Source organism: Methylobacterium sp. W2 (assembly GCF_020662345.1).
GTDB lineage: Bacteria > Pseudomonadota > Alphaproteobacteria > Rhizobiales > Beijerinckiaceae > Methylobacterium.
This window is the reverse complement of the sequence record NZ_VMOA01000002.1, coordinates 155,543-180,446: the sequence shown is the minus strand read 5'-3', so window position 1 is coordinate 180,446 and position 24,904 is coordinate 155,543. Positions and strand designations below refer to the sequence as shown.

The window sequence follows — 24,904 nt, the reverse complement described above, 5'->3', positions numbered from 1 at the left end:
GGAGGGGCGGTGAAGGAAGACGGCCGTCCTCAATGCTCGGAGGACGCCGCCTGATGTTTCGCGGCGGCGCGCGCGGCCTCGCTGCCGGTCAGGCCGTTGAAGAACAGGTTCAGGCCCACCGCCGAGATCGCGCAGAGGAGGATTCCGGATTCGAGGAGCGGGTGCAGCGCGTGCGGCATCTGCTTGAAGAAGGCCGGGGCGACGAGGGGGATCATGCCGAAACCGACGGAGACCGCAACGACGAACAGGTTGTTGCGATTGCGGGCGAAGTCCACGGCGCCGAGGATGCGCACGCCCGTCGCGCCCACCATCCCGAACATCACCAGCCCGGCCCCGCCGAGCACGCATTGCGGCACCGCCTCGACGAGGGCCGCGAGCTTTGGAATGAGGCCGAGCCCGAGCATGATGAACCCGCCGACCACCGCCACATACCGGGTGCGTACCCCGGTGACGCCGACGAGCCCGATATTCTGCGAGAACGAGGTGTAGGGGAAGGTGTTGAAGATTCCGCCGATGAGGGTGCCGAGGCCGTCGCCGCGCAGGCCCCTGGTCAGGCGCTTCTCGTCGACGGGGTCGGCGCAGATCTCGGCCAGCGCCAGGAACATGCCGGTGGATTCGATCATCACCACGATCATCACGATGCAGAGGGTGACGATGGAGACGGGATCGAAGGTCGGGGCGCCGAAGGCGAAGGGCCGCACCACGTCGAACCAGGACGCGGTGGTCACATGGCCGAGATCGACCAGCCCGAAGGCGGCGGCCACCAGCATCCCGGCGACGATGCCGATGAGCACCGAGGCCGAGTTGACGAAGCCGGTGCCGTAGCGGGTGATCGCCAGGATCACGCCCAGCACGAAGGCGGCGATGGCGAGATGGAGCGGCGCCCCGTAATTCGGGTTGCCGATTCCTCCGGCGGCCCAGTTCACGCCCACCTTCATCAGCGACACGCCGATGACCAGGATGATCGTGCCGGTCACCACGGGGGGGAACAGCGGCAGCAGCCGTCCGATGAGGGGGGCCACGAGAAACGCGAAGAGGCCGGCCGCGATCACGGCGCCGTAGATGCCGGTCAGCCCGATCTCGGGATTGGTCCCCATGGCGACCATGGGCGTGACGGCGGCGAAGGTGACGCCCATCATCACCGGCATGCGCACGCCGATCCCCGGCAGGCCCCAGCTCTGCAGCAGCGTCGCGAGACCGCATGCGAACAGGTCGGCGCTCACCAGCATCGCCACCTGATCCGGCGGGAGCTTCAGGGCACGTCCCACGATCAGCGGCACCGCGACGGCGCCGGCATACATCACCAGAACGTGCTGCAGCCCGAGCAGCCCGAGGGCGACGGGAGGCATTTTCGCCACGGGCGGCGCTGACGCCACGGGAGGGGTAGCCGGCCCGGCGGTGTCGGGATGGACGGCACTGGTCGTGGCACTGGTCATGGGGTCGACGCCTCCGCCGCTCCGAGCCGATTCCTCACCGGGGACGCGGTGGCGGAGGGCGCAAAGCACGTGCCACCGGGCCGGCCCGGCGACGGCGCGCATGGCCCGTTGCCTGCAGCGGCCGGGCCTGCGATGGGTCGTCATCGCCTGCTTGCAACGGGGACCCGGCCGCCATGGCGTCGACACTCGCAGCTCTGAACGAGGCCTCGGACGCGGATGTCGTGGGGGCGCTCGGTGCCGTGTTCGAACACGCGCCCTGGGTGGCCGAGGCGGCCCTGTCGCAGCGGCCCTTCGCCACCGTGGAGGCGCTGTTTTCCGCCATGCGCGATGCGGTCCACGAGGCGCTGGAGGCCCGGCGCCTCGCCCTGCTCACCGGCCATCCCGAACTCGCCGGGCGCGCCGCCCGCTCCGGGGCCATCGCCCCCGATTCCATCGCGGAGCAGGCCGCCGCCGGCCTCGATCGGATGTCAGACGGGGAATACGCCCGGTTCGAGGCGCTCAACGCGGCCTACCGCGAAAAATTCGGGATCCCCTTCATCCTGTGCGTCAAGCGGCACGGCCGTGCCTCGCTGCTCAGGACCTTCGAGGCGCGGCTGGCATCCGCTCCCGATGTCGAGCGGCGCACGGCCGAGGCCGAGGTGATGCGGATCGCCGCGATCCGCCTGAACGCCCTGGTCAGCGGCCCCGGTCCGCTCGCCACGACGGGCCGGATCTCCACCCATGTCCTCGACACCGTTCGGGGGAAGCCGGCCGCCGGGGTGGCCGTCGACCTCGTCGAGTTCGTCTCGGCGACGGAGACGGTGCTGGTGGCCCGTGCGGTGACCAATGCGGACGGCCGCACCGACATGCCCCTGATCCACGGGCGCCCCGTGCCGATCGCCACCTACGAATTGCGCTTCGGGCTCGGCGACCACTTCCGGCGGGTCGGGGCGGGTCCCGGCCCCGCCCTCCCCGAACCGCCCTTCCTCGATATCGTGCCCCTGCGCTTCGGGGTCGGCGACCCGGAGGGGCACTATCACGTGCCGCTGGTGGCGACCCCCTGGAGCTACCAGACCTATCGCGGGAGCTGACGCGGAACCTCCCTGGCCCGGCTTCGATTTTCTTCAAGCGGCCAAAGACTTGCTTCTCATTTTACGGTTCTCCTGCTCTTTGCCTGTCTTGAAAGGTCATCGACCATGCGTATGACGATGTCGGCCCTCGCTGTGTACGGGCTCTTCGGGTTGACCGGCGCGGCCCTGGCCCAAGGGACCGGGGCGCCCGCCGGCCGCGACCCGGCGACGGCTCCCGGCGGGACCGAGGGCATCGCCGGCCCGCAGAACGAGCGCGAGGCGATCCGGAGCGGCGATGCCATCGCCGCGCCGCGCGGAGTCGGTGTGCCGGCGCCCCCGCCCTCCGACGAGCCGAAGGCCGACCGGCCGGCACGCCACCACAACCACTGATCGCAGTGACGCTCCCGTGAACGAAGAAGCCCCGCCGGGACGCTCCGGCGGAGCTTCTTCGTTCGAGAGAGATAGGAAGGGGTTATTGCGTCAGCTTGTCGTCGATCCCCTTCACGTACCAGTTCATGCCGAGGATCATCGGGTCCGGCGCGGTCTCGCCCGCCTTCACGGCGACGCTTCCGTCCTGCTTCAGCACCGGCCCGGCGAAGGGATGGATCTTGCCGTCCGCGATGGCCTGCTTGGTCTCCTCGGCCATGGCCTTCACGGCGTCGGGCATGTTGGTGAAGGGGGCCAGCACGACCATGCCGTCCTTGATCCCGCCCCAGGTGTCGTGGCTCTTCCAGGTGCCGTCGAGGACGGCCTTGGCCTCCGCGATCACGTAGCCGTTCCAATCGTCGGTGATGGAGGTGAGCTGGGCCTTGGGGGCGAAGCGGTACTGGTCGGAAGACTGGCCGAAGGCGAGCTTGCCCTGCTTCTCGGCCTCCTGGAGGGGAGCGGCCGAGTCGGTGTGCTGGGTCAGGATGTCGGCGCCCTGCGCGAGGAGCGCCTTGGCCGCCTCCGCCTCCTTGCCCGGATCGAACCAGGTGTTCACCCAGACCACCTTGATCTTGATGTTCGGGTTGACCGCCTGCGCTCCGAGCATGAAGGCGTTGATGCCGCTGACGACTTCCGGGATCGGGAAGGACGCGATGTAGCCTACCGTGCCGGATTTTGAGAGCGTACCGGCGATCTTCCCGCAGACGTAGCGGCCTTCGTAGAAGCGGGCGGAATAGGTCGAGACGTTGTCGGAGCGCTTGTAGCCGGTGGCGTGCTCGAACTTCACCTTGGGAAACTTCCGCGCCACCTTCAGGGTCGGCTCCATGAAGCCGAAGGAGGTGGTGAAGATCAGGCCGGCGCCGGAGCGGGCGAGTTTCTCGATGGAGCGCTCGCTGTCGGCCTCGGGCACGTTCTCGAGGAAGGTGGTCTCGACCTTGTCGGGCAAGGCCTCCGCCAGGGCCTTGCGGCTGAGGTCGTGCTGGTAGGAATACCCGAAATCGGCGACCGGCCCGACATAGACGAAGCCGACCTTCAGCTTGTCGGCCGCGAGCGCCGGCCCGGCGGCGAGCATCGCGCACAGAACCGCACCGCCGAGCCTCATCGACCTACCCCGCCTCATGGACCTGCCCCGCATCGTGTCGTCCCTCTTGATCCAGTGCCGCACGGTCGTCGGAATCGCTCGCGTGTCACCGGCTCGGCGTGAAGACCCGCCCGAGCGAGGCGGGCGCCAGCGAGCCGCCGTGGCGCTGCCCGAGAGAGAGCAAGACCAGGGCCAGGATGGTGGCGAGATAGGGCAGGGCGGACAGGAGCTGGCCCGGCAGGCCGAGTCCGGCGGCCTGGGCGTGGAGCTGCAGCACCGTCGCCCCGCCGAACAGCAGGGCCCCCGCCGCGACCCGCAGGGGCCGCCACGAGGCGAAGACCACCAGGGCGAGGGCGATCCAGCCGCGGCCCGCCGTCATTCCCGGCGACCAGAACGGCGTGTAGGCGAGCGCGAGATAGGCCCCGCCGAGCCCGGCGCAGGCGCCTCCGAACAGCACGGAGAGGAAGCGGACCTTGCGCACCTTCAGCCCGAGGGCATGGGTCGCCACGTGGTCGTCGCCGATGGCGCGCAGGGTCAGGCCCGCCCGCGTCCGCCACAGGAACCACGATACGGCGGCGACGAGGGCCACCGCCGTATAGACGAAGGCGTCCTGGCCGAAGACGAGCCGGCCGAGTCCGGGCAGGTCCGTGAGGCCGGGGAGGGACAGGTGCGGCGCCGGATCGCGCTTCATCCCGACGTAGCTCGCGCCCACCAGCCCCGACAGGCCGAGCCCCAGGATGGTCAGCGAGAGGCCGGAGGCGACCTGGTTCGCCGCGAGCCCGACGGTGAGGATGCCGAACAGGGCGGCCAGCAGCAGGCCGGCGCCGGCGCCTCCCAGCGCCCCGAGGAAGGTCGAGCCGGTCTGTACCGCCACGGCGAAACTGACGGCGGCGCCGAAGATCATCATCCCCTCCACGCCGAGGTTGAGCACGCCGGAGCGCTCGGCCACGAGTTCGCCGATGCCGGCGAGGATCAGGGGTGTCGCGGCCGCCAGGACCGTGACGAGGACCATCTGGACGATGTCGAGGGTCATGATCGGCTCCGATATCCCTCGAAATGACTTTACGAGACCGGGCGGCCGGTCGGGCCGCCCGGTACGAGCCGCACGTGATAGCCGGCGAACACGTCGGCCCCGAGGACGAGGCCGAGGAGCAGACCCTGGAAGGCGCGGGTCAGGTCGAGGGGCAGTTTTAGATCGATCTGCGCGCCCTCGCCGCCGATGGTGGTCAGCGCGATGACGATGGCGGCGATCAGGATGCCCGGCGGCGAGAGCCGCCCGAGGAAGGCGACGATGATCGCGGTGAAGCCGTAGCCCGGCGAAATTTCCGGCTGGAGCTGCCCGATCTTTCCCGCCACCTCGACGATTCCGGCAAGGCCCGCCGCGCCGCCGGAAATGGCGAAGACGGCCAGCGTCAGGCGGGCATCGGAGAAGCCGGCAAAACGCGCCGCCCTCGGGCTCGCGCCGACGACCCGCACTTCGAACCCGAACAGGGTGCGGGCCAGCACGACGGTCGCCAGTACCACGGCGAGAAAGGCGACGACCACGCCCGCATGCAGTGTCTCGCCCTCCATGAGGTAGGGCAGCCGCGCCGCGGGATCGAAGCCGACGCTCTGGGGGAAGTTGTAGCCCGCCGGATCGCGCAGGGGGCCGCGGACCATGTAGTCGAGGAGGAGTTGGGCGACGTAGACGAGCATCAGGCTCGTGAGGATCTCGGAGACGCCGAGGCGGACCTTCAGGACGGCCGGGATCATCGCGTAGGCGGTGCCCGCGAGCGTCCCGGCGATCAGCATCGCGGGCAGGATCCAGAGCGTGAACCCGCCCATGCCGTGCGTGGCGACACCGACCCAGCCGCCGGCCAGGCCGCCGATGACGAACTGGCCCTCGGCGCCGATGTTCCAGAGGTTGGCGCGGTAGCAGAACGCGAGACCGGTGGCGATGAGAGCCAGGGGCGCGGCCTTCAGGGCGATCTCCTGGAGCGACCAGACCTCGCTCAGGGGAGTAACGAAATAGGTCACGAAGGCGTCGCCCGGCGAGACGCCCAGGGCGGCCACGGCAACGCCGCCGATCAGCACCGCCGCCACGAAGGCCAGCGCCGGAGAGAGGATGTCGAGTACCGGAGAGCGGCGGGTGCGGGGAACGAGGTCAAGACGCATGATGCGCTCCGCATGTCGTCGGACCCGGCGCGCGATCCCTTGCCCGTTCGCGGGGGAGCGCTTGGCGATGGCTTCCGAGGAAGGCGCCGGTCCCCTCTCCCCGCGCGCCTACGATGTTCACCCAACTCGCGGGAACCGCTGGTCCCCTCTCCTGGAAGGAGAGGGACAGGGTGAGGTGTGTGACTTCACCGGAAATGGACCACACCTCACCCCAGCCCTCTCCTTCCAGGAGAGGGAGTCCGGCGCGCCTCCTGTCGATGCGTTCGGCTAGAAGGAATCGCCGTCGAGCAGAGGAGTGAATCCGGTAGCCCCGTGTGCGGGGAGGGGGGATGCGCGCGCATCCGTCAGTGAGCATGGGTTACCGCCCTCGAAGCGTTCTGAGATTCGGCCGACGGGTCTCCCGACCCGCCCATGAGCAGGCCGATGGCCTCGCGGGTCGTCTCGCCCGAGGGCACCGCTGTCGAGAGCGTGCCGTCGTGCAGCACGGCGATGGAGCCGGCGATCTCGAACAGCTCGTCGAGGTCCTGGCTGATGACGAGGATCGCGGTACCGCGCGCGGACAGATCGATCACCGCCTGGCGGATATGCGCCGCTGCCGCCGCATCGACGCCCCAGGTCGGCTGGTTGATGACGAGCACGCCGGGCTCCGCCAGGATCTCACGGCCGACCACGAATTTTTGGAGGTTGCCGCCCGACAGGGTGCCGGCGGCGGGGTCTGGCCCCGCCTTGCGCACGTCGAAGGCCTCGATCACCCGCTTCGCGAGATCGCGCGCGGCCCCGAGACGGATGAGGCCGAAGCGGGTCAGCGGCGCGGTGGGGTAGCGTGAGAGCAGGGCGTTCTCGGACAGGCTCATGAGAGGCGCCGCCGCGTGGCCGTTGCGCTCCTCCGGCACGAACGCCGCGCCGAGGCGCCGGCGCGCGTTGATGCCGAGCGCCCCCACGGGCGCGCCGTCGATGCGCACGGAATCGGGATCCGGCGCACGGGTCTCGCCCGACAGGGCGGCGAAGAGTTCGGCCTGGCCGTTGCCGGCGATGCCGGCGATGCCGAGGATCTCGCCGCCGGAGACTCTAAGGGAGACGTCGCGGAGCGAGGTGGCGTGCAGGCCCGGAGCGGGGAGGGTGAGGCGATCGAGGCGCAGGCGTTCCGTTCCCACCGTCCCGGCCGCGCGCCCCGTGACCTCGCGGACCGCGCTGCCCACCATCATGGCGGCAAGCGAGCGGGCCGTCTCCTCCTGGGGGTTGCAGGCCCCCACCACCTTGCCGCCGCGCAGGATGGTGGCGCGCACGCAGAGGCGCCGCACCTCGTCGAGGCGGTGGGAGATGTAAAGCAGCGCCCGGCCCTCCGCGCGCAGGCGCTCCAGCACGGAAAACAGCACCTCCGCCTCGCCGGGGGTGAGCACCGAGGTGGGTTCGTCGAGGATGACGAGGCTCGGGTCCTGGAGCAGGCAGCGGACGATCTCGATGCGCTGGCGCTCGCCCGCCGAGAGCGACCAGACCGGGCGATCCGGTTCGAGATGCAGGCCGTAATCGATGCCGAGCTTGGCGATGCGGTCGGCCAGCGCCCGGCCGGACAGGTCTTTCGGCATGACGAGGGCGATGTTCTCGGCCACCGTCAGGTTCTCGCAGAGGGAGAAGTGCTGGAAGACCATGCCGATCCCGAGCCGGCGGGCGGCTTCCGGATTGGGCAGCTGGACGATGTCGCCCTTGTGCGTGACGACGCCCTCCGTCGGCTCCAGCAGGCCGTAGAGGATCTTCATCAGGGTCGATTTGCCGGCGCCGTTCTCTCCCAGGAGGGCGTGGATCTCGCCGGCGCGGATCTCGAGATCGACGCCGTCATTCGCCGTGAAGCTGCCGAAGCGCTTGACGATGCCGTAGGCGCCGAAGAGCGGTGTCGGTCCCTGCCTCGGGCCGGGCGGCGGGGCGGAGGGCGCGGTCGCCATCGTCAAACCGTTCCGAACAGGTGTCGGGCCAGGCGCGAGTGCTCCTCGCGAAGCCGGTGGGTGTCGAGCCCGACCGGGTGTCCGTCGATCACCCGCCATTGCCCGGCGACCATCACCCGGTCGGCCCGGTGCGCCCCGCACAGGACCAGCGCGGCGAGTGGATCGTGGCTGCCGGAGAAACGCAGTTCGTCGAGGGTGAACAGGGCGAGGTCGGCCTCGCGGCCCTCCTCGATCCGTCCGATGTCGCTGCGCCCGAGGCAGGCGGCGGAGCCCTCGGTGGCCCAGCGGAGGGCGTCGAGATGGGTGACCTTCTCCGCGCCGTAGGTGAGGCGGTTGAGCATCAGGGCGTGCCGCACGCCCTCCATCAGGTTCGAATTGTCGTTCGAGGCCGAGCCGTCGACGCCGAGGCCGACGGGGCTGCCCGCCGCTTCGAGGTCGCAGGTGCGGCAGCAGCCGGAGGCCAGGGTCATGTTCGAGGTCGGGCAGTGGCAGATTCCGACCCCCGCCTTGCCGAGACGGGCGATCTCCGCGTCGTTGAAATGGATGCCGTGGGCGAGCCACGCGCGCGGGCTCATCCAGCCGACCTCCTCCAGGTAATCGACCGGGCGCAGCCCGAAGGTCGACAGGCAATAGGCCTCCTCGTCGAGGGTTTCCCCGAGATGGGTGTGCAGGCGGCAATCGTGGCGTTCGGCCAGCGCCGCGCTCTCCTGCATCAGCCGCTTCGTCACGGCGAACGGCGAGCACGGCGCCAGCCCGATCTGCACCATGGCGCCGGGCCCGGTGTCGTGGAACAGGGAGAGCACCCGTTCGCTGTCGGACAGGATGGTGTCGTCGTCCTGAACCAGGGTGTCCGGCGGCAGGCCGCCGTCCCGCACCGACACGCTCATCGAGCCACGGGTGACGACGGCGCGGATGCCGAGGCTGCGTGCCTCGTCGACCTGGATGTCGACGGACGCCTCGAGCCCCTTGGGGAACAGGTAGTGGTGGTCGCCCGCCGTGGTGCAGCCCGACAGCAGGAGTTCGGTATAGGCCAGCCGGGTCGCGAGGCGGAACGCATCCGGGGTGAGCTTGTCCCAGACCGTGTAGAGCGCCTTCAGCCAGGGAAACAGCGGCTTGTTGATCGCCAGGGGATGAGCGCGCGTCAGCGTCTGGAAGAAATGGTGATGCGTGTTGACGAGGCCGGGAATGACCACGTGGCGCGAGGCGTCGACGGTTTCGTGCACAGCCGCCGCCGGTGTCCCGCCCGACCGCACGCACTCCACGATGCGCGACCCCTCGACGACGATGCCGCCGGCGGACTCCGCCGCGAGGATCGCCAGCGGGTTCCTGATCCAGAGGCGGTGGGCTCCGGCGTCTCGTTCGCTCATCCTGGCTCCCGATGTCGTGCGCCCCTGAGCGGAGCACATTTCAGGCCGTTCGGGTATCCGTTCGTTCAGAAGATGTGGAAGGCGATGCCGGCGAGGAAGCTCTTCTCTTCGTTGCCCTTGAAGTTCGCGCGATCGACGTTGCCGAACTTGTTCAGCCAGTACTGGAACCCGATGAAGGCATCGAGCTTGTTGGGCTGGTTCCAGATCATCTTGCCGACATCGAGGACGAGGTTCGTCCGCGACAGGAACTCGACGCCTGTCCCCGGATAATAGCCGCCCGGATAGTTGAACGGGTCGCGGATGCCCTTGCCCTTCGGCGTCACGATGTTGTTGAAGCCGGCGATGCTCAGCGGAAGGTTCGGGATGAAGGTCAGCGGGAAATTGTAGACGATCTCGAACTCGGGAACGGTGTCGAAGCTGACGTCACGATCGGGCTGAAAGTTGAAGCCGTTGTGGTTCCATTCCTTGTAGGCATGGGCGCTGATATTGAGGAAGCCCGCCGGCACGTCGACCGAGAATGTCAGGCCCCCGACGACGTCACGCTTCTTCGGGCCGAAGGCGGTGTTCTTCGCGTTGGCATCGAAACCGAAGGAGAGCGAGACGTCCTTGACGATGCCCGGAATGGCGAAGGCCTTGGTCCCGGTGAGGGCGTTGAGGCTCAGGGTGCCGCGGTAGAGGCCGTAGGCTTCCGTGGCGCCGTGATCGTATTGCGCGAAGCCGCCCGGGACGTTGGTGGTTCCCGCCGGATCCTGAGATGTCGATTGCAGGATGTCGATGGAGAAGAAGTTCGTGCCGTAGGCCCAGGCGTTGGCGTGGGAAATATTGGTGATGTATTTCGGAATGTCGCGATTGCGGAAGCTGCCATCCGCCTTCTGGATCTGCACGCCCGGCTCCGCGGCCGGGAACTGGTAGCGAAAGCTGACCTGCGTATCGGAGAACAGGAAGAAGGACGGCGCCTTCACCGGCGCCGGCTCCGCGACCGTTTTCTCCGGATCGAGATCGGCCGCCATGCTGCATCCGATCATGCCGAGCGACAGAGCCGCGGCCGTAAGCCCCCGTGCGACCATCGTTCTTCTCCTCATTCGCAACATGTGAGGAGACGGCCGCAACCGATGTGCCAAGATGGGTCATCGGCCCGACGCCGATGGGCACCGTCATATAATTGCAACAAATCCCGGCTGCGCGCAGCCGTGTCGCCATCGCGTTGCCGCAGGCGGGAGACTCGTCGTACTCATGGCGCGCGCAGGCTGCCCCTGCACCGATCGCGTGTCGGGAACCGAGACCACAGTGCCTGCGTCCCCCACCCGCTCCGAAAGCCTGTCCGACAGAATCGCCGACGCCATCCTGTCGGGTGAATTCCCGCCGGGCGCCCGGCTGGACGAACAGGTTCTGGCCACGCGCTTCGGCGTCTCGCGCACACCGGTGCGCGACGCTCTGCGGCTCCTCAACGGCACCGGCCTGATCGACCTGCGCCCCCGCTTCGGCGCCACCGTGCGGACGATCACGCCGGATCAGCTCGACATGCTGTTCATCGCCATGGGCGAGATCGAGGCGACCTGCGCCCGCCTCTCGACCCTGAGCATGACGCCGACGGAGCGCGCCCAGCTTCGGCTGCTGCATGAGCGCATGGGCGTCCTCGCCGAGGCCGGGGACCACGACAGCTACGTCGTCGCCAACCAGGACTTCCACGGGCTCCTCTACGAGGGCGCCCACAATACGGTGGTGGACGAGATCGCCCGCAATCTGCGGCGGCGGCTGACGCCGTACCGCCGCATCCAGTTCCAGGCGCCGGGGCGGCTCGCCCGCTCGCATGCGGAGCACGGCCTCGTCGTCCGCGCTATCCTCGCGCGGGACGCCGCCGCCGCGAATTCCGCGATGCTCGTCCACATGAGCGTCGTCGAGGACGCCTTCGAGACCCTCGACGCCAAGAGTGCCGCCGCGCGCGAAGCGGCCGGCGAACGGGCGCGGGACCGCCTGGAACGGACGGCCGCACCGGTCCGCGCGGGCAAGGCGCGCCTGCAGCGCTGACGGCGTCGATCCCCTTGGAACGTGCATAGAAGCTCGCCAGGACGAGGCAAATCTTCGGGCATCGAAGTGTATGGTTTGGGCAGGGTTTCCCCCGTCTTTGCATACATGATGAAGCGCAGTCGGTCCGATTCGCGATTGCGCGAGGCCTCTCATGCCCAACCTCCTCGACGCCCAGCCGTCCCCGCTCCCCTTCGATGCGTCGAGCACGGCCCTTCTCATCATCGACATGCAGCGCGACTTCCTCGAGCCCGGCGGCTTCGGGGAAAGCCTCGGCAACGACGTCTCGCTTCTCGCCTCCGCGGTGCCGCCGACGAGAGCCCTCCTCGACACGGCCCGCGCGTCGGGACTTCTCGTCGTGCATACACGAGAGGGTCACCGGCCGGACCTCTCCGATGCGCCGCCGGCCAAGCTGGAGCGCGGCGAGCCCACGGCTCGGATCGGTCAGCCCGGACCGATGGGCCGCATCCTGATCCGGGGCGAACCCGGTCACGACATCATTCCCGCGCTGGCGCCGCAGGACGGCGAGCCGGTGATCGACAAGCCCGGCAAGGGCGCCTTCTACGCCACTGAACTCGCCGACGTACTCGCGGCCCTCAACATCGCGACCCTTCTCGTCTGCGGCGTGACCACCGAGGTCTGCGTGCACACGACGGTGCGCGAGGCCAACGACCGCGGCTATCGCTGCGTCGTCGTCGCCGATGCCTGCGCTTCGTACATCCCCGAGTTCCACGCCGCCGGCCTCGCGATGATCAAGGCGCAGGGCGGCATCTTCGGCTGGGTCTCGGATTCGGACAGCGTCATCGCTGCCCTCGGCCGGCACGGCTGAACCCCTTTTCCCGGCGCGGCACCTCGCCCCGCCTCGGTATGATGGAGGGCACCATGGTGAGCGGCATGACGAACACGGCCGGCGCATTCCGCCGCCCGGCCCTGTGGGTGCCCGGCGACTGGAACGCGTTCTTCGGCTTCGGCACCAACATCCTCGTCAACATGCTGGTGCTCACCGGCCTGCTGCGCTTCGTCCTCGGCATGCCCGACGCGATCACCTTCGGGCGCATCCTGCCCGCGGTCGGCCTGATGCTCTTCCTCTCCACCGCCTATTACGGCTGGCTCGGCTACCGGCTCGCCAAGGCCACCGGCCGCGACGACGTCTGCGCGCTGCCCTCCGGCATCAGCGTGCCGCATATGTTCATCGTGGTCTTCGTGATCATGCTGCCGATCAAGCTCTCCACCGGCGATCCGGTGAGGGCCTGGGAGGCGGGGCTCGCCTGGGTGTTCATCCAGAGCTTCATGCTGATGATCGGCGGGTTCATCGCCCCCGTCATCCGGCGCATCACGCCGCGCGCGGCGCTCCTCGGGACCCTCGCCGGCGTCTCCGTGACCTTCATCGCCATGCGCCCGGCGCTGGAGCTGATCCAGACCCCGGTGATCGGTGTCGTCGCCTTCGCCATCATCCTGCTCGCGTGGTTCGGCGGCGTGCGCTATCCGGGCCGCCTTCCGGCCGGCCTCGTGGCCATCCTGTTCGGCATGGCCGTGGCCTGGGGCGCCAAGCTCGTCGGGATCGACATCGGCGGGGTGAGCGGGCCCGGCCTGACGAGCGCGCTCTCCGGCATCGGCTTCTCGGTGCCGCTGCCGGCCATCGGCCACGTCTTCGGCGGATTCGAGTTCATCGGGATCATCCTGGTGACGGCGATCCCCTTCGGCATCTACGACCTCGTGGAGGCCATGGACAATGTCGAGAGCGCGGAAGTGGCGGGCGACGCCTACCCGACCACGCGGGTGCTCACCGCCGACGGGATCGTCAGCCTGATCGGCTGCCTCATGGGCAACCCGTTCATCAACGCCGTCTATATCGGCCATCCCGGCTGGAAGGCGATGGGCGGGCGGATCGGCTATTCCCTCGCCACCGGCATCGTCGTGCTGATCCTGGCCTGGCTGAACCTGATCTCGCTGATCTCCAGCGTGGTGCCGATCGTCGCGATCTCGCCGATCCTGCTCTATATCGGCATGCTGATCGGGGCGCAGGCCTTCCAGGAGACGCCGCATTCGCACGCGCCCGCCATCGTGCTGGCCTTCGCGCCGCATCTCGCGGCCTGGGCCAAGACGCTGATCGACGGGGCGCTGGGGGCGGCCGGCACCAGCGCCGCTGCGGTGGGCATGGACAAGCTCGGACAGGTCGGCGTGCTCTATCACGGGCTCGCCGTGCTCGGCGAAGGCGCGATCCTCGGCGGGCTCATCCTCGGCGCCATCGCGACCTTCATCATCGAGCGCGACTTCTTGCGGGCCTCGGCCTTCGCGGCGGCCGGGGGCGTCTTGACCTTCTTCGGCTTCATGCACGGGCCTGCCGTCGGCTTTGCGGTGACCCCGACCCTGGCGCTCGCCTACACGCTCGTCGCCGGCCTGCTCTTCGTGGCGGCCCGGGGCGCGGTCCCGGTGCCGGCGATGGCGCCGACCGCGCACGCGCCGGCTGAATAGGGCTTCCGCCCGCCGTCCTCCGTCCGAGGGCAACGATGTTCATACATCTCGCGGGCATCACCGGTCCCCTCTCCTGGAAGGAGAGGGAGCACGTCGCGCCTCATGTCGAACCCTCTTGGATAGAGCGAACAGCCTTCGGTTCGGCAAGTAATTGCTGTCCCGGCGCACGCGCCTCCTGTCCAATGCCCTCCAGTCCGATGGACCCTGGAATGGACAGCGACGTGATCCCGATCCCCGCCTCTCCGCCGATCGATCCCGAGGCCATCCCGGAGGAGGCCGCTCTTGCGCGCGACAAGCGCAGCTTGCGTCTCACGTGGCACGACGGCACCCAGGCCGTGCTCTCGGCGGCGACCCTGCGCCTGCGCTGCCGTTGCGGCTGGTGCACCCGCGACCGCCTGCAGGACCGCTTTCCGGCGGTGGAGCAGGACATCGCCCTCACGCGCATCGAGCCGATGGGCGGCTTTGCGGTTCACCTCGCCTTTTCGGACGGGCATGCGCGCGGGATCTACCCGTGGGTCTACCTGCGCGAGCTCGCGCGCGAGGCCGCCGAGCCCGCCCGCGCGGCCTGATCCGCGCCGCTCCCCCCTCACCTCATCGCACCGTCTGCACGAGCGCGCGCCTTGCGGCCGCGCTCGGGAACCGAGAGATCGCCATGGCCGCGAGCGCCCACAGAATCGAGATCATCGAGACGGACATCCTCGTCATCGGCGGCGGCACCGGCGGTCCGATGGCGGCGATCAAGGCGAAGGAGGCCGATCCGTCCCTGCGCGTCATGGTGATGGAGAAGGCCAACGTGAAGCGTTCGGGCGCCATCAGCATGGGCATGGACGGGCTGAACAACGCCGTCGTGCCCGGCTACGCCACGCCCGAGCAGTATGTGAAGGAGATCACCGTCGCCAATGACGGCATCGTCAACCAGGCGGCGGTGATGGCCTATGCGCGGGGCTCGTTCCCGATGATCCAGTATCTCGACAAGCTCGGGGTCAAGTTCGAGAAGGACGGGTCCGGCGAATACAACATGCGCAAGGTCCACCATCTCGGGACCTACGTGCTGCCGATGCCGGAGGGGCACAACGTCAAGAAGGTGCTCTACCGGCAGCTGCGCCGGCTCCAGGTGGCGGTGACCAACCGCTACATGGCGACGCGGCTGCTCAAGGGGCCGGACGGGCGCATCGCCGGCGCGATCGGCGTCAACACCCGCACCTCCGAGTTCCTCGTGGTGAAGGCGAAATCCGTGGTTCTGGCCTGCGGCGCGGCCGGACGCCTCGGCCTGCCGGCCTCGGGCTACCTGTTCGGCACCTACGAGAACCCGGCCAATTGCGGCGACGGCTACGCCATGGCCTATCACGCCGGCGCGCAGCTCGCGAACCTCGAATGCTACCAGATCAACCCCCTCATCAAGGATTACAACGGCCCGTCCTGCGCCTATGTCACCGGCCCGTTCGGCGGATACACCGCCAACAATCGCGGCGAGCGCTTCATCGAGTGCGATTACTGGTCGGGCCAGATGATGCTCGAATTCTGGCGCGAGCTTCAGAGCGGCAACGGCCCGGTCTTCCTCAAGATGGATCACTTGCGCGAGGAGACGATCGCCGAGATCGAGACGATCCTCCATACCAACGAGCGGCCCTCGCGCGGGCGCTTCCACGACCGGCGCGGCACCGATTACCGTCACCGCCCCGTGGAGATGCACATCTCGGAGATCGGGTTCTGCTCGGGCCATTCGGCCTCCGGGGTCTGGGTCGACGAGCACGCCCGCACCACGGTTCCCGGCCTCTACGCCGTGGGCGACATGGCGGGCGTGCCGCACAACTACATGCTCGGCGCCTTCGTCAACGGCGGCATCGCCGGCGCGGATGCCGCGGCCTACTGCGCCTCGAACCCGCTCGCGTCCTACGACCAGGGCGACATCGACGCCGAGACGGCGCGCGTCCTGGCACCGACCCTGCGCACGGACGGCCTCACCCCTCACGAGATGGAGTTCAAGACCCGCCGCCTCGTCAACGATTACCTCGACCCGCCCAAGGTGACGGCCAAGATGAAACTCGGCCAGCGGCGCTTTGCCGAGATCCGCGAAGATCTCGACCTCCTCGTCGCCCGCGATCCGCACGAACTGCACCGGGCGCTGGAGATGCAGTCGATCCTCGACTGCGCCGACATGGCGGCCGCCGCCTCGCTCTACCGCACCGAGAGCCGCTGGGGCTTCTATCACCTGCGCGTCGATCACCCCGAGACCGACGACGTCAACTGGAACTGCCACACCGTGCTGTTCAAGGACGATCGGGGCCGCATGGCGCATGCCAAGCGCGAGGTCGATCCGTACATCGTCCCCGTCGCGGCCGAGGACATGTCCGCCTACCACCAGCTCCGCATCAAGACGCCGGAAGCGGCCGAGTGACTTTTACGCGATCCCGGAGAAGACCATGCCGATCATCACCCAATCCTCCAGCGCCGCCGTCGTCATCGACGATGCCAAGTGCATCGCCGAAAAAGGCTGCCGTGTCTGCGTCGACGTCTGTCCGCTCGACATCCTCGCCATCGACGAGGTTCGCCAGAAAGCTTACATGAAGTACGACGAATGCTGGTATTGCATGCCCTGCGAGGTCGATTGCCCGACCAATGCGGTGAAGGTCAACATCCCCTACCTTCTGCGCTGAGGCCATCGACCATGTTCGATCCGTTCGACGACGATCTCGACGATGTGGCGCTGCGTTGCGCCGATGCCGATCCCGGCATCAGGCGCGTGGCGATGATGGAGCTGGCCGAAGCCGTGGGCGCGCGCGCCGCTGTGCTGCTGCTCGACGGGCTCGGCGATGCCGACCCCGTCGTTCGCGCCGCCGCCGCCAAGGCGCTGGACGAGCACGATGGACCGGCCGTCGTCGAAGGTCTCGTGCGCTCCCTGGAGGATGGCGATCCGGACGTGCGCCGCATGGCGGCCGACACGCTCGCCGCAAAGAAGGAGCCGTCCTGCGGGCCCCTCCTCATCGAGCGGGCCGAGCATCCCGACCCCTTCGTGCAGGCCGCCGCCCTCAGGGCCCTGCGCGAACTCGTCCTGCCCGATGCCTTGTCCGCCGCCCTCCGTGCGCTTCGGAGCCCGGCACCGGAGGTCCGTCGCGAGGGGATCGGCGTCATCGGCTATCTCAAGGCGGACAATGCCCTGCCGGCCCTGATGGCCACCGCCGCCGATCCCGACGAGACCGTGCGGCGCGCCACCATGGCGGCCCTGGTCTTCGTCCGCAGCGCCGGCCCCGGCGTCGCGATCCTCCTCGGCGGCTTAGCCGACACCAACTGGCAGGTCCGCGAGGAGGCCGTGGTCTCCATCGGCAAGATCCGCCTGCCGGAGGCCGTCGATCCCCTCATCGCCACAATGGCGGATCCGTTCTGGCAGGTGCGGAGCAAGGCGGCCAACGCCCTCGGTCGCATTAAGGCGACGGGGGCCATCCCGGTCCTCGGCGCCGCCCTCGGCTCCGATGTCAGCAACCTGCGAAAGGAGGCGGCCGCCGCCCTCGGCGAGATCGCCGATCCCCGTGCGCTGAGCCTCCTCGAAGCCTCCGCCGACGATCCCGATCCGGACGTGCGCAAGCTGATCCGCTGGGCGATCGGACGTTGCCGGGCGAGTGCCTGATCCGGCGTCTCCTCCGGCACCGACGCGCGGTTGCCGGCGGAGGCGATATCCTTCGGCCGGGCCTCACGATCGACGACGAAAAAAGGGGTTGCCTCATCGGCAACCCCTTCGCATTCCGGCCCGAAGCGTCGGACTATTCCGCGGTGCCCCACTCGTCCTTGGCCTGGGCGGAGGTCCGGTTCAGCCGGACCTTGCCGTCCTCCACAGCATCGATCGAGTCGATGTGGATGAAGTGATGCCGGCCCTGTGCCTCGGGATCGGTCCGGGTAAGCTTGATGCGCTGCCCGTCGAGGTGGTCGACCGTGCCCACATGGCCGTCATCCGAACCGACGACCGGCATGTGCTCCTGGATCTTGCTGGTATCGACCATGGTTCGAACTCCCTACTTGGTCTTGGCCTTCGACTCGGTTTTGCCGCTCTTCTTCCGCGGAGCTGCCTCCTCCTCCGTCTCGGCCTCGTCCTGTGTCGCGGCCTTGTCGTCGGTCCCGGCCTCGTCGGAGCCTTCGACGTTGAGGCTCAACGCGATCTGCGTGAGGAGTTCGTCGGTCTTCTTCTCCTCCTGAAGGGTCTCGTCGAGGAGCTTGGCGGCATCCTCGTAGCCGAGCTGGCTCGCCCAGGTCTTGAGGGTGCCGTAGCGGGCGATTTCGTAATGCTCGACGGCCTGCGCGCAGCCGATCAGGACCGCATCCGCTGCGGGGCTGTCGCCGAAATCCTCGAGATCCTCTTCCATCTCGGCGGTCAGACCCTGCATGGCCTCGCAGGTCTTGGCCCGCGCCGACTTGCCGATGATCTCGAACACCCGCTGGAGGCGCTCGACCTGGACGGCGCTCTCCTCGGCATGGGTCTCGAACGCCTGACGCAACTCGTCGTGCTCGGCGGATTTGGCCGACTTCTTCAACGCGCGGACCGATTGCTTCTCCGCATAATAGACGTCCTTGAGGGTCTCGTAGAAAGCATCATTCAAGGTTTTCTGCTTGGCGGCCATAGACATCATCCCACTTGAACGAGTGTATTGTTTCGTACCGACGCGGCATGGCGCTGGCAGTCCTTCAAGGAACGCTCGCTTTGCCTTGCGGCTCCCAAAAAATAGAGATCAATATTTGGGGGAAAACTATGGGGATTGCCCTCTGCCGTGGAACCTTTCGCTTCCCGGTCGCTCTCTGCCGCGCCCACCGGTCGTGCCGACGTCAGGACGCGGCGGGAGGATGGAGCCGCAGGCGTCCGGCCTCGCCGCAGGCCGTGAACCAGTCTCGTTCGGCGTCCCAGGGATGGCCCGACCAGCCGGCAAAGCCGAACCCGTAGACGTCGATCGGGGGCAGTGACGGTCTCCGCCCCTCGATGATGGCGAGGGCCACGAGGAAGCCCGTGCTCGGGTTCGGGGTGCCGGAGACACGAGGGGCCAGCAGGCCGCGGGCACGGTCATGCAGGGCAGATGGCAGGACATGGACCGGGCGGTGGGCGAGCTTGTCCCTCAGGGGAGCCGTCCAGCAGACGCGCTCATGGGCTCCCTCCTCGTCCGGCGAGAGTTCGGGGAAGGCCAGCAGGTAGCTGCGGGCCCGCCGGATCACGGGGCGATCGAGGAACCCGTCATCCTCCACCCAGGCGCGGGCCTGGCCCCCGCGATTGACGAGGGCGAGGAGGCTCACGCGCGATCCCGCCGGGCCGCCGAAACCCGCGGCGTTGTTGAAGCGCACCACGCAGGAGGCCCCGTCGATGGCCCGGCCGTGATCGCCGATCTCCGGCGCATTGCCGACGAGGGCGAGGTGGGGATCGTCGAGGTCCGGCCATGACGACATAAGCTGGGTTCCTTGGGCGGGCCACCGGTGCGGGGACTCGCGGATGGGGCGTTGTGTCCTATGGCGGTCCGTCAGACCGGGGCAGGGATGATCCGGGTGCCGTCCGCTCCATGGCGTTGAGGACGTCCGCGAGGGCATGGGCTGCCTCCCGGCCCAGCCCGACCTGCCGGACGCCCTTCACCCGCGCCGGCTCCAGCGTCTTGGTGTCGTAGACCGTCCACCCTCCGAGTTCGGGAGCGATGGCGTAGACGGCATGCTCGTTGTCGTTCATGGCGCGCCTCGCAGTCGAGGAGAGAGGATAGGGCGCGAAGGCCCGACTCCCAGCCTCGCGCGTCGGCTCCCTGCGCCCGCGCCGCGTCTTCCCGCCCCGTCAGCCGCCGGAATCAGGGCGCGAGGGGTTGGCCAATACGGAAAAGCCCGCCTCGGCCGAAGCCGGGCGGGTGAAGTTTTGCTCATAGGAAGGCTCCTCTCGAGGAGCGTCCGCATCTTGGTCTCTCTGGTATACCAGCGTCAAGCCCGGAACGTCACCGGATCACCGGAAACCGCAATCCCGTCGGTTTGGCTCACACCATGAGGATCCTCGCGTTATCCCCGCGCCGAGATCCTTGGAAAGATCCTTGGAAAAAGAGCGGGGAGCCGCCGGCCCCCCGCTCTTCGTGTGGTCGTCGCCGGCGTGTCGCGCCATCCGGGGCCGGAGGGCGATCGACCGTCGGTGGAGCCGCGTCAGACGATGAACGACCCGCTGTCGAGGACATGCTGGCCCTGGAGCAGGACGGCGAAGTCGGTCGCTCCATCGCCGTTGGTATCACCCTGCAGGAGGGTGTTGCCGCCGCCGAACTTCATCCGCAGTTCGCCGGCCTCGCCCGAGAACGCCTGGGTTCCGACGAACTGGAAGCCCTGGTCACCGGCGAGCCCGAAATTCGCATCGATCGCGCTCAGGTCGATGCGGTCGCCTTGAGCGAAATCGAAGTCCTTGATGATGTCGCGTCCGCCGACGGCGACGTCGCTGTCGGTGGCGTCCTTGAACACGAACGTGTCCGCACCGGCGCGGCCGTAGAGAAGGTCACGGCCGTCGCCGCCGTAGATCTCGTTATTGCCGGCATTGCCGTAGATCTGGTTGTTGGTGGCATTGCCGTTGGCGGTGAGATCCTCGGTTCCGTACAGCACCATCCTTTCGATGTTGGCTTCCATCGTATGGCTGACCGTCGACCGGATCGTGTCGGTGCCTTCACGAGACTGTTCGACTGCAACGTCGCCAGCGTCGTCGACGACATACGTGTCATTGCCGCGCCCGCCGATCATGGTGTCGGCTCCGGTGCCGCCGATGAGCGTATCGTCCCCGCCGTTGCCGACGATCCTGTCGGCGCCCGCTCCGCCGTCGAGGCGGTTGTCGCCATCGTTGCCGACGAGGCTGTTGTCGAGGGCGTTGCCGCCGCCGTTGATGTTCGCACCCCCGGTCAGGACAAGGGACTCGACATTGTCGCTGAGGATGTGGTTGACCGAAGAACGGACGGTATCCGTGCCCTGGCCGGCAAGCTCGATGACCTTATCGCCCGTGGCATCGACCACGTAGATGTCGTCGCCGAGCCCGCCATAAAGGGTGTCGGAGCCGGTTCCGCCGTCGAGGACGTCATTCCCGCCGTTGCCGTACAGGATGTCGCTCCCGCCCCCGCCACTCAAGGTATTGTCTCCGCCGGTTCCGAAGATGGCGTTGTTCAAGGCATTGCCGGTTCCGTCGAGATCTCCGGCGCCGCTCAGGACGAGGCGCTCGACATTGTCACCGAGGGTGTAGTCGATCGAGGAGCGCACGGTATCGGTGCCCTCGCCGGGCAACTCGATCACCCGATCGCCTGCATCGTCGACCACGTAGGTGTCGTTTCCGGTGCCCCCGCGCATCGTATCCGCACCGGTACCGCCGATGAGGGTGTCGTTGCCGCCTCGTCCGGCGAGCGTGTCGTTTCCGGCGCCGCCGTCGAGACGATTGTCGGCTCCATTGCCCACGAGGCTGTTGTCGCCCTCGTTGCCGGTGGCGTTGATGGCGTCGGTTCCGATGAGGATGACGTTCTCGACATTGGCGCCGAGGCTGTAGGTCACCGACGAACGGACGGTGTCGTTGCCCTCGTCGGCGGCCTCGATGACCTCATCGCCCGTGGAATCCACGACGTAGACGTCATCGCCGGCGCCGCCGCGCAGGGTGTCGTCGCCGGCGCCGCCGATGAGGACATCGTCGCCGCCGCGTGCGGTGAGCCGGTCGTTGCCGGCCCCGCCGTCGAGGCGGTTGTCACCGTCATTGCCGACGATGCTGTTGTCGAGGGCGTTGCCGGTGCCGTCGATGTCGCCGGTGCCGAGGAGGATCAGGTTCTCGACGTTGTCGGGGAGGGTGTAGGTCACCGACGAGCGGACGGTGTCGTCGCCCTGGCCGGGGGCCTCCACGACGGTGTCGCCGGGTGAATCGACGATGTAGGTATCGTCGCCGCGGCCGCCGATCATGGTGTCGTTGCCGGCGCCGCCGTCGAGGGTATCGCCGCCGATGCCGCCGCGCAGGGTGTCGTCGCCATCGCCGCCGGTCTGGGTGCCGCCGGCATCGATGACGATGTCGATGAGATCGGGCGTGGCATCGAGATTGAGCCCGACCAGGGAGACCGTGTCATCGAGGGTTCCGAGAAGGATGTCCACGGTGCCGCCGACGAGATCCGTCACGAGGGTTCCGACGCTCCCGAGAATGCCGGCACTCGTTTCCGTTCCGAGGTTCACCGGCTGGAACGGCAGGTCGAGCGTCGCCAGGACGGTGTTGCCGAGCTTGACCTCGACCCCGTCATACCCGCCCGACGCCGAGACCGTTCCGGTCACCAGGCCGGTCGAGGCCTCGATCTCCCAATTGCCGCTGTAGTTGTAGGTGAGGCCGTTCGCCTCGATCGTCAGAACCTCGAACGTATCGGTTCGGGTGCCGTCGAGAAGGAGGTCCCCGACGCTGTCGACGAGCCCTGTGAATGTGAGGTCGGCACCACCCAGGTTGGGAACAAAGAAGTCGCGAACGTCGAAGCCAGCATTGGTAAGGATCGAGACAGTGGCCATTGTTTTCTCCAAACCCACAAATCGAGAACGACGGGATAAATTGAAGATCATGCCGGCTTACATGGCATGGGGGCGTTTGATGCCCGAGCTTCAAAGGCCTTGCATGCTCAAACGGTTCCGGAGCACTGCCGCAGTTCCCGCCATATTGAGGGTTGGGTACGATTCAATACTTAATGATCGTTTTCGTATGCTTCGGAATCTGTATTCGTTTTGCTGCAGTGAGTTATCGTTTTGTGCTCTGCAGCATTCGATGGCAGGAAGAGGCTAAAGCCTTCGACGTCAAGCCATTTCGGATCGTAGTTCAGGGCCGCCCCGCGACGGCGGCCGTCCGACGGGCTTTGGACGGACCACGCATCCCAGCGGGAGGCGCGTCACGTCGGGCTCTCTATCGATCCCGGTTGCCGGGGTGCGAATGTCGGACGTCGGCGTACAGCGCCTCGCACGCGTTCAACCAGACGTCGTGCGTGAAGTGGCGGCGGACGCGGTCATGCGGGGTCCGTCGCGGGATGGCCAATGCCTGCCCGATCGCGTCGGCGAGGGCGGCGGCGTCTCCGGGCGGGGCGAAGGCGCCCGCTTCGCCGATGACCTCGCGGGCCGCTCCCCTGTCGATGCTGGCCACGGGCAGGCCGCAGGCCATGGCCTCGATGGCGACGAGGCCGAACGGCTCGTCCCAGCAGGGGGTGAACAGGAAGACCGAGGCCCGTCCGACTTCCGCCGCGAGGGAGGCCCCGTCGAGATGGCCGCCATAGCGGATCGCCCCGCCGAGGAGCGGCCTGACCGCCTCTTCCCAGTATTCGGCATCCTCCGTCGAGCCGAAGAGGGTGAGGGCGATGCCCGCCCTGCGGGCCGCCTCGATGGCGAGGTGCGTCCCCTTGTAGGGCGTGATCCGGCCGCACCAGACGGCACTGCCGTCGCCCTGGTCGCGGTAGGGCCAATCGGCCGGGTCGATGCCGTTATGGAGCACCGAGACTTCGGGCGGCGCCCCGTCCGGGAACCAGGCCCGCAGCTGCCCTTGCGACGTCACCGTGATCCGGTGAGAGGGGGCGACACCGTCGTGAACGAACCAGCGCAGGGCATCGTAGGGCGGCACGTGGAGGGAGGTGACGGTGGGCACCGCCTCCGTTCGCCCGCGCGCCAGGGGCAGGCGGCTGAGGCTGTTGTTGTGGACCACGTCGAAGCCGCCGGCGGCGATCCCGTCGCAGGCGGCGGCGTAGCCGGCATCGAGATGGGCGATCAGCGCCGGGTTGCCGGTATGCTCCTGGCCGGGGAACGTCCGCTCCTGATGCTCGGGCAGGACCGGGTCGAGGGTGAAGCGCGGGTCGCTGTCGCCGGAGGCGAACAGCACGACCTCGTGGCCGCGGGCCTGCAGCCCCCGGGCGAGGTGCCAGCTATGGGCCTCCATGCCGCCCTTGAACGGCTGGGCGATGGGCTGGCGCACATGGGCGAGGAGCGCGATCCTCATCGGATGGCTTTCATGCCGGCTCGGGCTCCGCCGCGAGGATTCCAGCCCGCTCGGTGAGGGCGGCGGCGTTGCGCGCATCGAGGATGCGGATGACCGAAGCGGTGTTCGAATAGGGCTGGTGGCTCTGCTGGCCGGTGAGCGCCAGGTCGTCGGCATCCGGGCGGCGCAGGATGCGGATCGGCCGCCCGGGCGTGTCGTCGATCAGGCCCATGAGGCGGAACGCATGGAGCCAGTGGCCCATGGTCCGGTAGCCCCATTTCGCCTCGAACAGTTCGGCGTTGCGCACCACGCTATCGAGATGATGGATCGGCGGCATGTGGTGCGGGTGGTACTGATGATAGACGCGCGCGCCTTCGAGCCAGGCGATGGCGATGCCGCGCCCGTCGAGGAGCTTGCCGAAATCGGTGTCCTCGCCGCCATAGCCCGCATAGCGCTCGTCGAAACCGCCGACGCCGAGGAAGGTCGCTTTCCGCATGGCGAAGTTCAGGGACCAGAAGCAGCGATAATCGTTGCAGATCTCGATCCCCTCGGCCGGCGGGCCGCGCCGGTCCGAATGCCGGACGGCGACATCCGCGAAGCCGTCGCAGCTCCACGCGCCGGCAGTGGCGCCGCCGGGGAGGTAGAGTACCTCGCCCATCAGCAATCCGTCGCATTCCTCGAGGCGGCGCGCGTAATCCGCCACGAGGGTGGGCGCGGGGATGCAGTCCACGTCGAGGAAGACCACCGCCTCCCCGGACGCGGCCGCCACGGCGCGGTTGCGCGCGGCGGCCAGCGGCAGCGGGTCGCCCGCCACCGGGATCTGACGGATCGGGAACGGCGCCTCCGGCAGGTCGTAGGGCTCGTCCTGCATGCGGGCGACGACGAGTTCGGCGGGCGCTTGCGTCTGACGCATCAGGCCGAGGACGAGGTTGGTGAGATGCGTAGGCCGTCCCTTGGCCAGCGTCACGACGGAAACGGTCGACATTCTCGAGGTCCGATTTTGGGGAGCGGAAG

Annotated in this window: 23 protein-coding genes; 9 read left to right on the top strand and 14 right to left on the bottom strand. The window is 68.3% G+C overall.

From position 1 onward, the window contains the following. Window positions 1-29: 29 nt before the first annotated feature. The gene (locus FPV16_RS02050; RefSeq protein ID WP_227435801.1) at window positions 30-1,349 is read right to left on the bottom strand and encodes a nucleobase:cation symporter-2 family protein; all 1,320 of its coding nucleotides are present in this window, start codon (window positions 1,347-1,349) and stop codon (window positions 30-32) included. Window positions 1,350-1,609: 260 nt separating this feature from the next. Between FPV16_RS02050 and uraD the strand changes: the two genes are divergently transcribed. Beyond that, window positions 1,610-2,506 (top strand): 2-oxo-4-hydroxy-4-carboxy-5-ureidoimidazoline decarboxylase, encoded by an 897-nt coding sequence (gene uraD / locus FPV16_RS02045; RefSeq protein WP_227435759.1) that lies wholly within the window; start codon window positions 1,610-1,612, stop codon window positions 2,504-2,506. 105 nt (window positions 2,507-2,611) lie between these two features. Further along, window positions 2,612-2,875 (top strand): hypothetical protein, encoded by a 264-nt coding sequence (locus tag FPV16_RS02040; protein ID WP_227435757.1) that lies wholly within the window; start codon window positions 2,612-2,614, stop codon window positions 2,873-2,875. A gap of 82 nt (window positions 2,876-2,957) precedes the next feature. Here the strand turns inward: FPV16_RS02040 and FPV16_RS02035 are convergent, their stop codons facing one another. The 6 genes from FPV16_RS02035 to FPV16_RS02010 form a co-directional block, all read right to left on the bottom strand. Beyond that, complete coding sequence (locus FPV16_RS02035; protein ID WP_227435755.1) at window positions 2,958-4,031, bottom strand: BMP family ABC transporter substrate-binding protein; 1,074 nt, start codon at window positions 4,029-4,031, stop codon at window positions 2,958-2,960. 67 nt (window positions 4,032-4,098) lie between these two features. Continuing rightward, the gene (locus FPV16_RS02030; RefSeq protein ID WP_227435753.1) at window positions 4,099-5,025 is read right to left on the bottom strand and encodes an ABC transporter permease; all 927 of its coding nucleotides are present in this window, start codon (window positions 5,023-5,025) and stop codon (window positions 4,099-4,101) included. Window positions 5,026-5,054: 29 nt separating this feature from the next. After that, window positions 5,055-6,146 carry an ABC transporter permease gene (locus FPV16_RS02025; RefSeq protein WP_227435750.1) on the bottom strand — a complete coding sequence of 364 codons (1,092 nt, stop codon included), beginning with the start codon at window positions 6,144-6,146 and terminating at the stop codon, window positions 5,055-5,057. Window positions 6,147-6,490: 344 nt separating this feature from the next. Next, window positions 6,491-8,086: an ABC transporter ATP-binding protein gene (locus FPV16_RS02020; protein ID WP_227435748.1), complete on the bottom strand. Its 1,596-nt coding sequence runs from the start codon at window positions 8,084-8,086 to the stop codon at window positions 6,491-6,493. A 2-nt stretch (window positions 8,087-8,088) separates the two neighbouring features. After that, window positions 8,089-9,453, bottom strand: coding sequence for an 8-oxoguanine deaminase (locus FPV16_RS02015; protein WP_227435746.1), 1,365 nt, complete (start codon window positions 9,451-9,453; stop codon window positions 8,089-8,091). A 65-nt stretch (window positions 9,454-9,518) separates the two neighbouring features. After that, a complete protein-coding gene (locus tag FPV16_RS02010) occupies window positions 9,519-10,520 on the bottom strand; it encodes a hypothetical protein (protein ID WP_227435744.1) in 1,002 nt (333 codons plus the stop codon). A gap of 220 nt (window positions 10,521-10,740) precedes the next feature. Here FPV16_RS02010 and FPV16_RS02005 point away from each other — a divergent pair, with 220 nt between their 5' ends. The 7 genes from FPV16_RS02005 to FPV16_RS01975 all read left to right on the top strand — a co-directional run bounded on the left by FPV16_RS02005 (window position 10,741) and on the right by FPV16_RS01975 (window position 17,578). Beyond that, window positions 10,741-11,481, top strand: a complete 741-nt coding sequence (locus tag FPV16_RS02005; protein ID WP_227435741.1) for a GntR family transcriptional regulator — start codon at window positions 10,741-10,743, stop codon at window positions 11,479-11,481. A 151-nt stretch (window positions 11,482-11,632) separates the two neighbouring features. After that, window positions 11,633-12,307, top strand: coding sequence for a cysteine hydrolase family protein (locus FPV16_RS02000; protein WP_227435739.1), 675 nt, complete (start codon window positions 11,633-11,635; stop codon window positions 12,305-12,307). Between the two features lie 53 nt (window positions 12,308-12,360). Then, on the top strand, window positions 12,361-13,953 hold the full coding sequence (locus tag FPV16_RS01995; protein WP_227435737.1) for a regulator: 1,593 nt from the start codon (window positions 12,361-12,363) through the stop codon (window positions 13,951-13,953). 209 nt (window positions 13,954-14,162) lie between these two features. Then, entirely contained in the window at window positions 14,163-14,522 is a 360-nt protein-coding gene (locus FPV16_RS01990; protein ID WP_227435735.1) for a DUF971 domain-containing protein, read from the top strand. Between the two features lie 83 nt (window positions 14,523-14,605). Continuing rightward, entirely contained in the window at window positions 14,606-16,351 is a 1,746-nt protein-coding gene (locus tag FPV16_RS01985; RefSeq protein ID WP_227435733.1) for a fumarate reductase/succinate dehydrogenase flavoprotein subunit, read from the top strand. Between the two features lie 25 nt (window positions 16,352-16,376). Further along, window positions 16,377-16,610, top strand: a complete 234-nt coding sequence (locus tag FPV16_RS01980; protein ID WP_227435732.1) for a ferredoxin family protein — start codon at window positions 16,377-16,379, stop codon at window positions 16,608-16,610. A gap of 11 nt (window positions 16,611-16,621) precedes the next feature. After that, window positions 16,622-17,578, top strand: coding sequence for a HEAT repeat domain-containing protein (locus tag FPV16_RS01975; protein ID WP_227435730.1), 957 nt, complete (start codon window positions 16,622-16,624; stop codon window positions 17,576-17,578). Between the two features lie 133 nt (window positions 17,579-17,711). On the opposite strand, the gene FPV16_RS01970 is transcribed toward FPV16_RS01975, so the two are convergent. The 7 genes from FPV16_RS01970 to FPV16_RS01940 all read right to left on the bottom strand — a co-directional run bounded on the left by FPV16_RS01970 (window position 17,712) and on the right by FPV16_RS01940 (window position 24,875). Next, window positions 17,712-17,948, bottom strand: coding sequence for a DUF2171 domain-containing protein (locus tag FPV16_RS01970; protein WP_227435729.1), 237 nt, complete (start codon window positions 17,946-17,948; stop codon window positions 17,712-17,714). Between the two features lie 12 nt (window positions 17,949-17,960). Further along, the gene (locus FPV16_RS01965) at window positions 17,961-18,563 is read right to left on the bottom strand and encodes a ferritin-like domain-containing protein (protein WP_227435727.1); all 603 of its coding nucleotides are present in this window, start codon (window positions 18,561-18,563) and stop codon (window positions 17,961-17,963) included. Between the two features lie 202 nt (window positions 18,564-18,765). Next, complete coding sequence (locus FPV16_RS01960) at window positions 18,766-19,374, bottom strand: hypothetical protein (protein ID WP_227435726.1); 609 nt, start codon at window positions 19,372-19,374, stop codon at window positions 18,766-18,768. Between the two features lie 58 nt (window positions 19,375-19,432). Next, entirely contained in the window at window positions 19,433-19,645 is a 213-nt protein-coding gene (locus FPV16_RS01955; RefSeq protein WP_227435725.1) for a hypothetical protein, read from the bottom strand. 452 nt (window positions 19,646-20,097) lie between these two features. Beyond that, complete coding sequence (locus FPV16_RS01950) at window positions 20,098-22,449, bottom strand: calcium-binding protein (RefSeq protein WP_227435724.1); 2,352 nt, start codon at window positions 22,447-22,449, stop codon at window positions 20,098-20,100. A gap of 385 nt (window positions 22,450-22,834) precedes the next feature. Next, complete coding sequence (locus FPV16_RS01945; protein ID WP_227435723.1) at window positions 22,835-23,911, bottom strand: glycosyltransferase; 1,077 nt, start codon at window positions 23,909-23,911, stop codon at window positions 22,835-22,837. A 10-nt stretch (window positions 23,912-23,921) separates the two neighbouring features. After that, entirely contained in the window at window positions 23,922-24,875 is a 954-nt protein-coding gene (locus tag FPV16_RS01940; RefSeq protein WP_227435722.1) for a galactosyltransferase-related protein, read from the bottom strand. Between the last annotated feature and the right edge of the window lie 29 nt (window positions 24,876-24,904).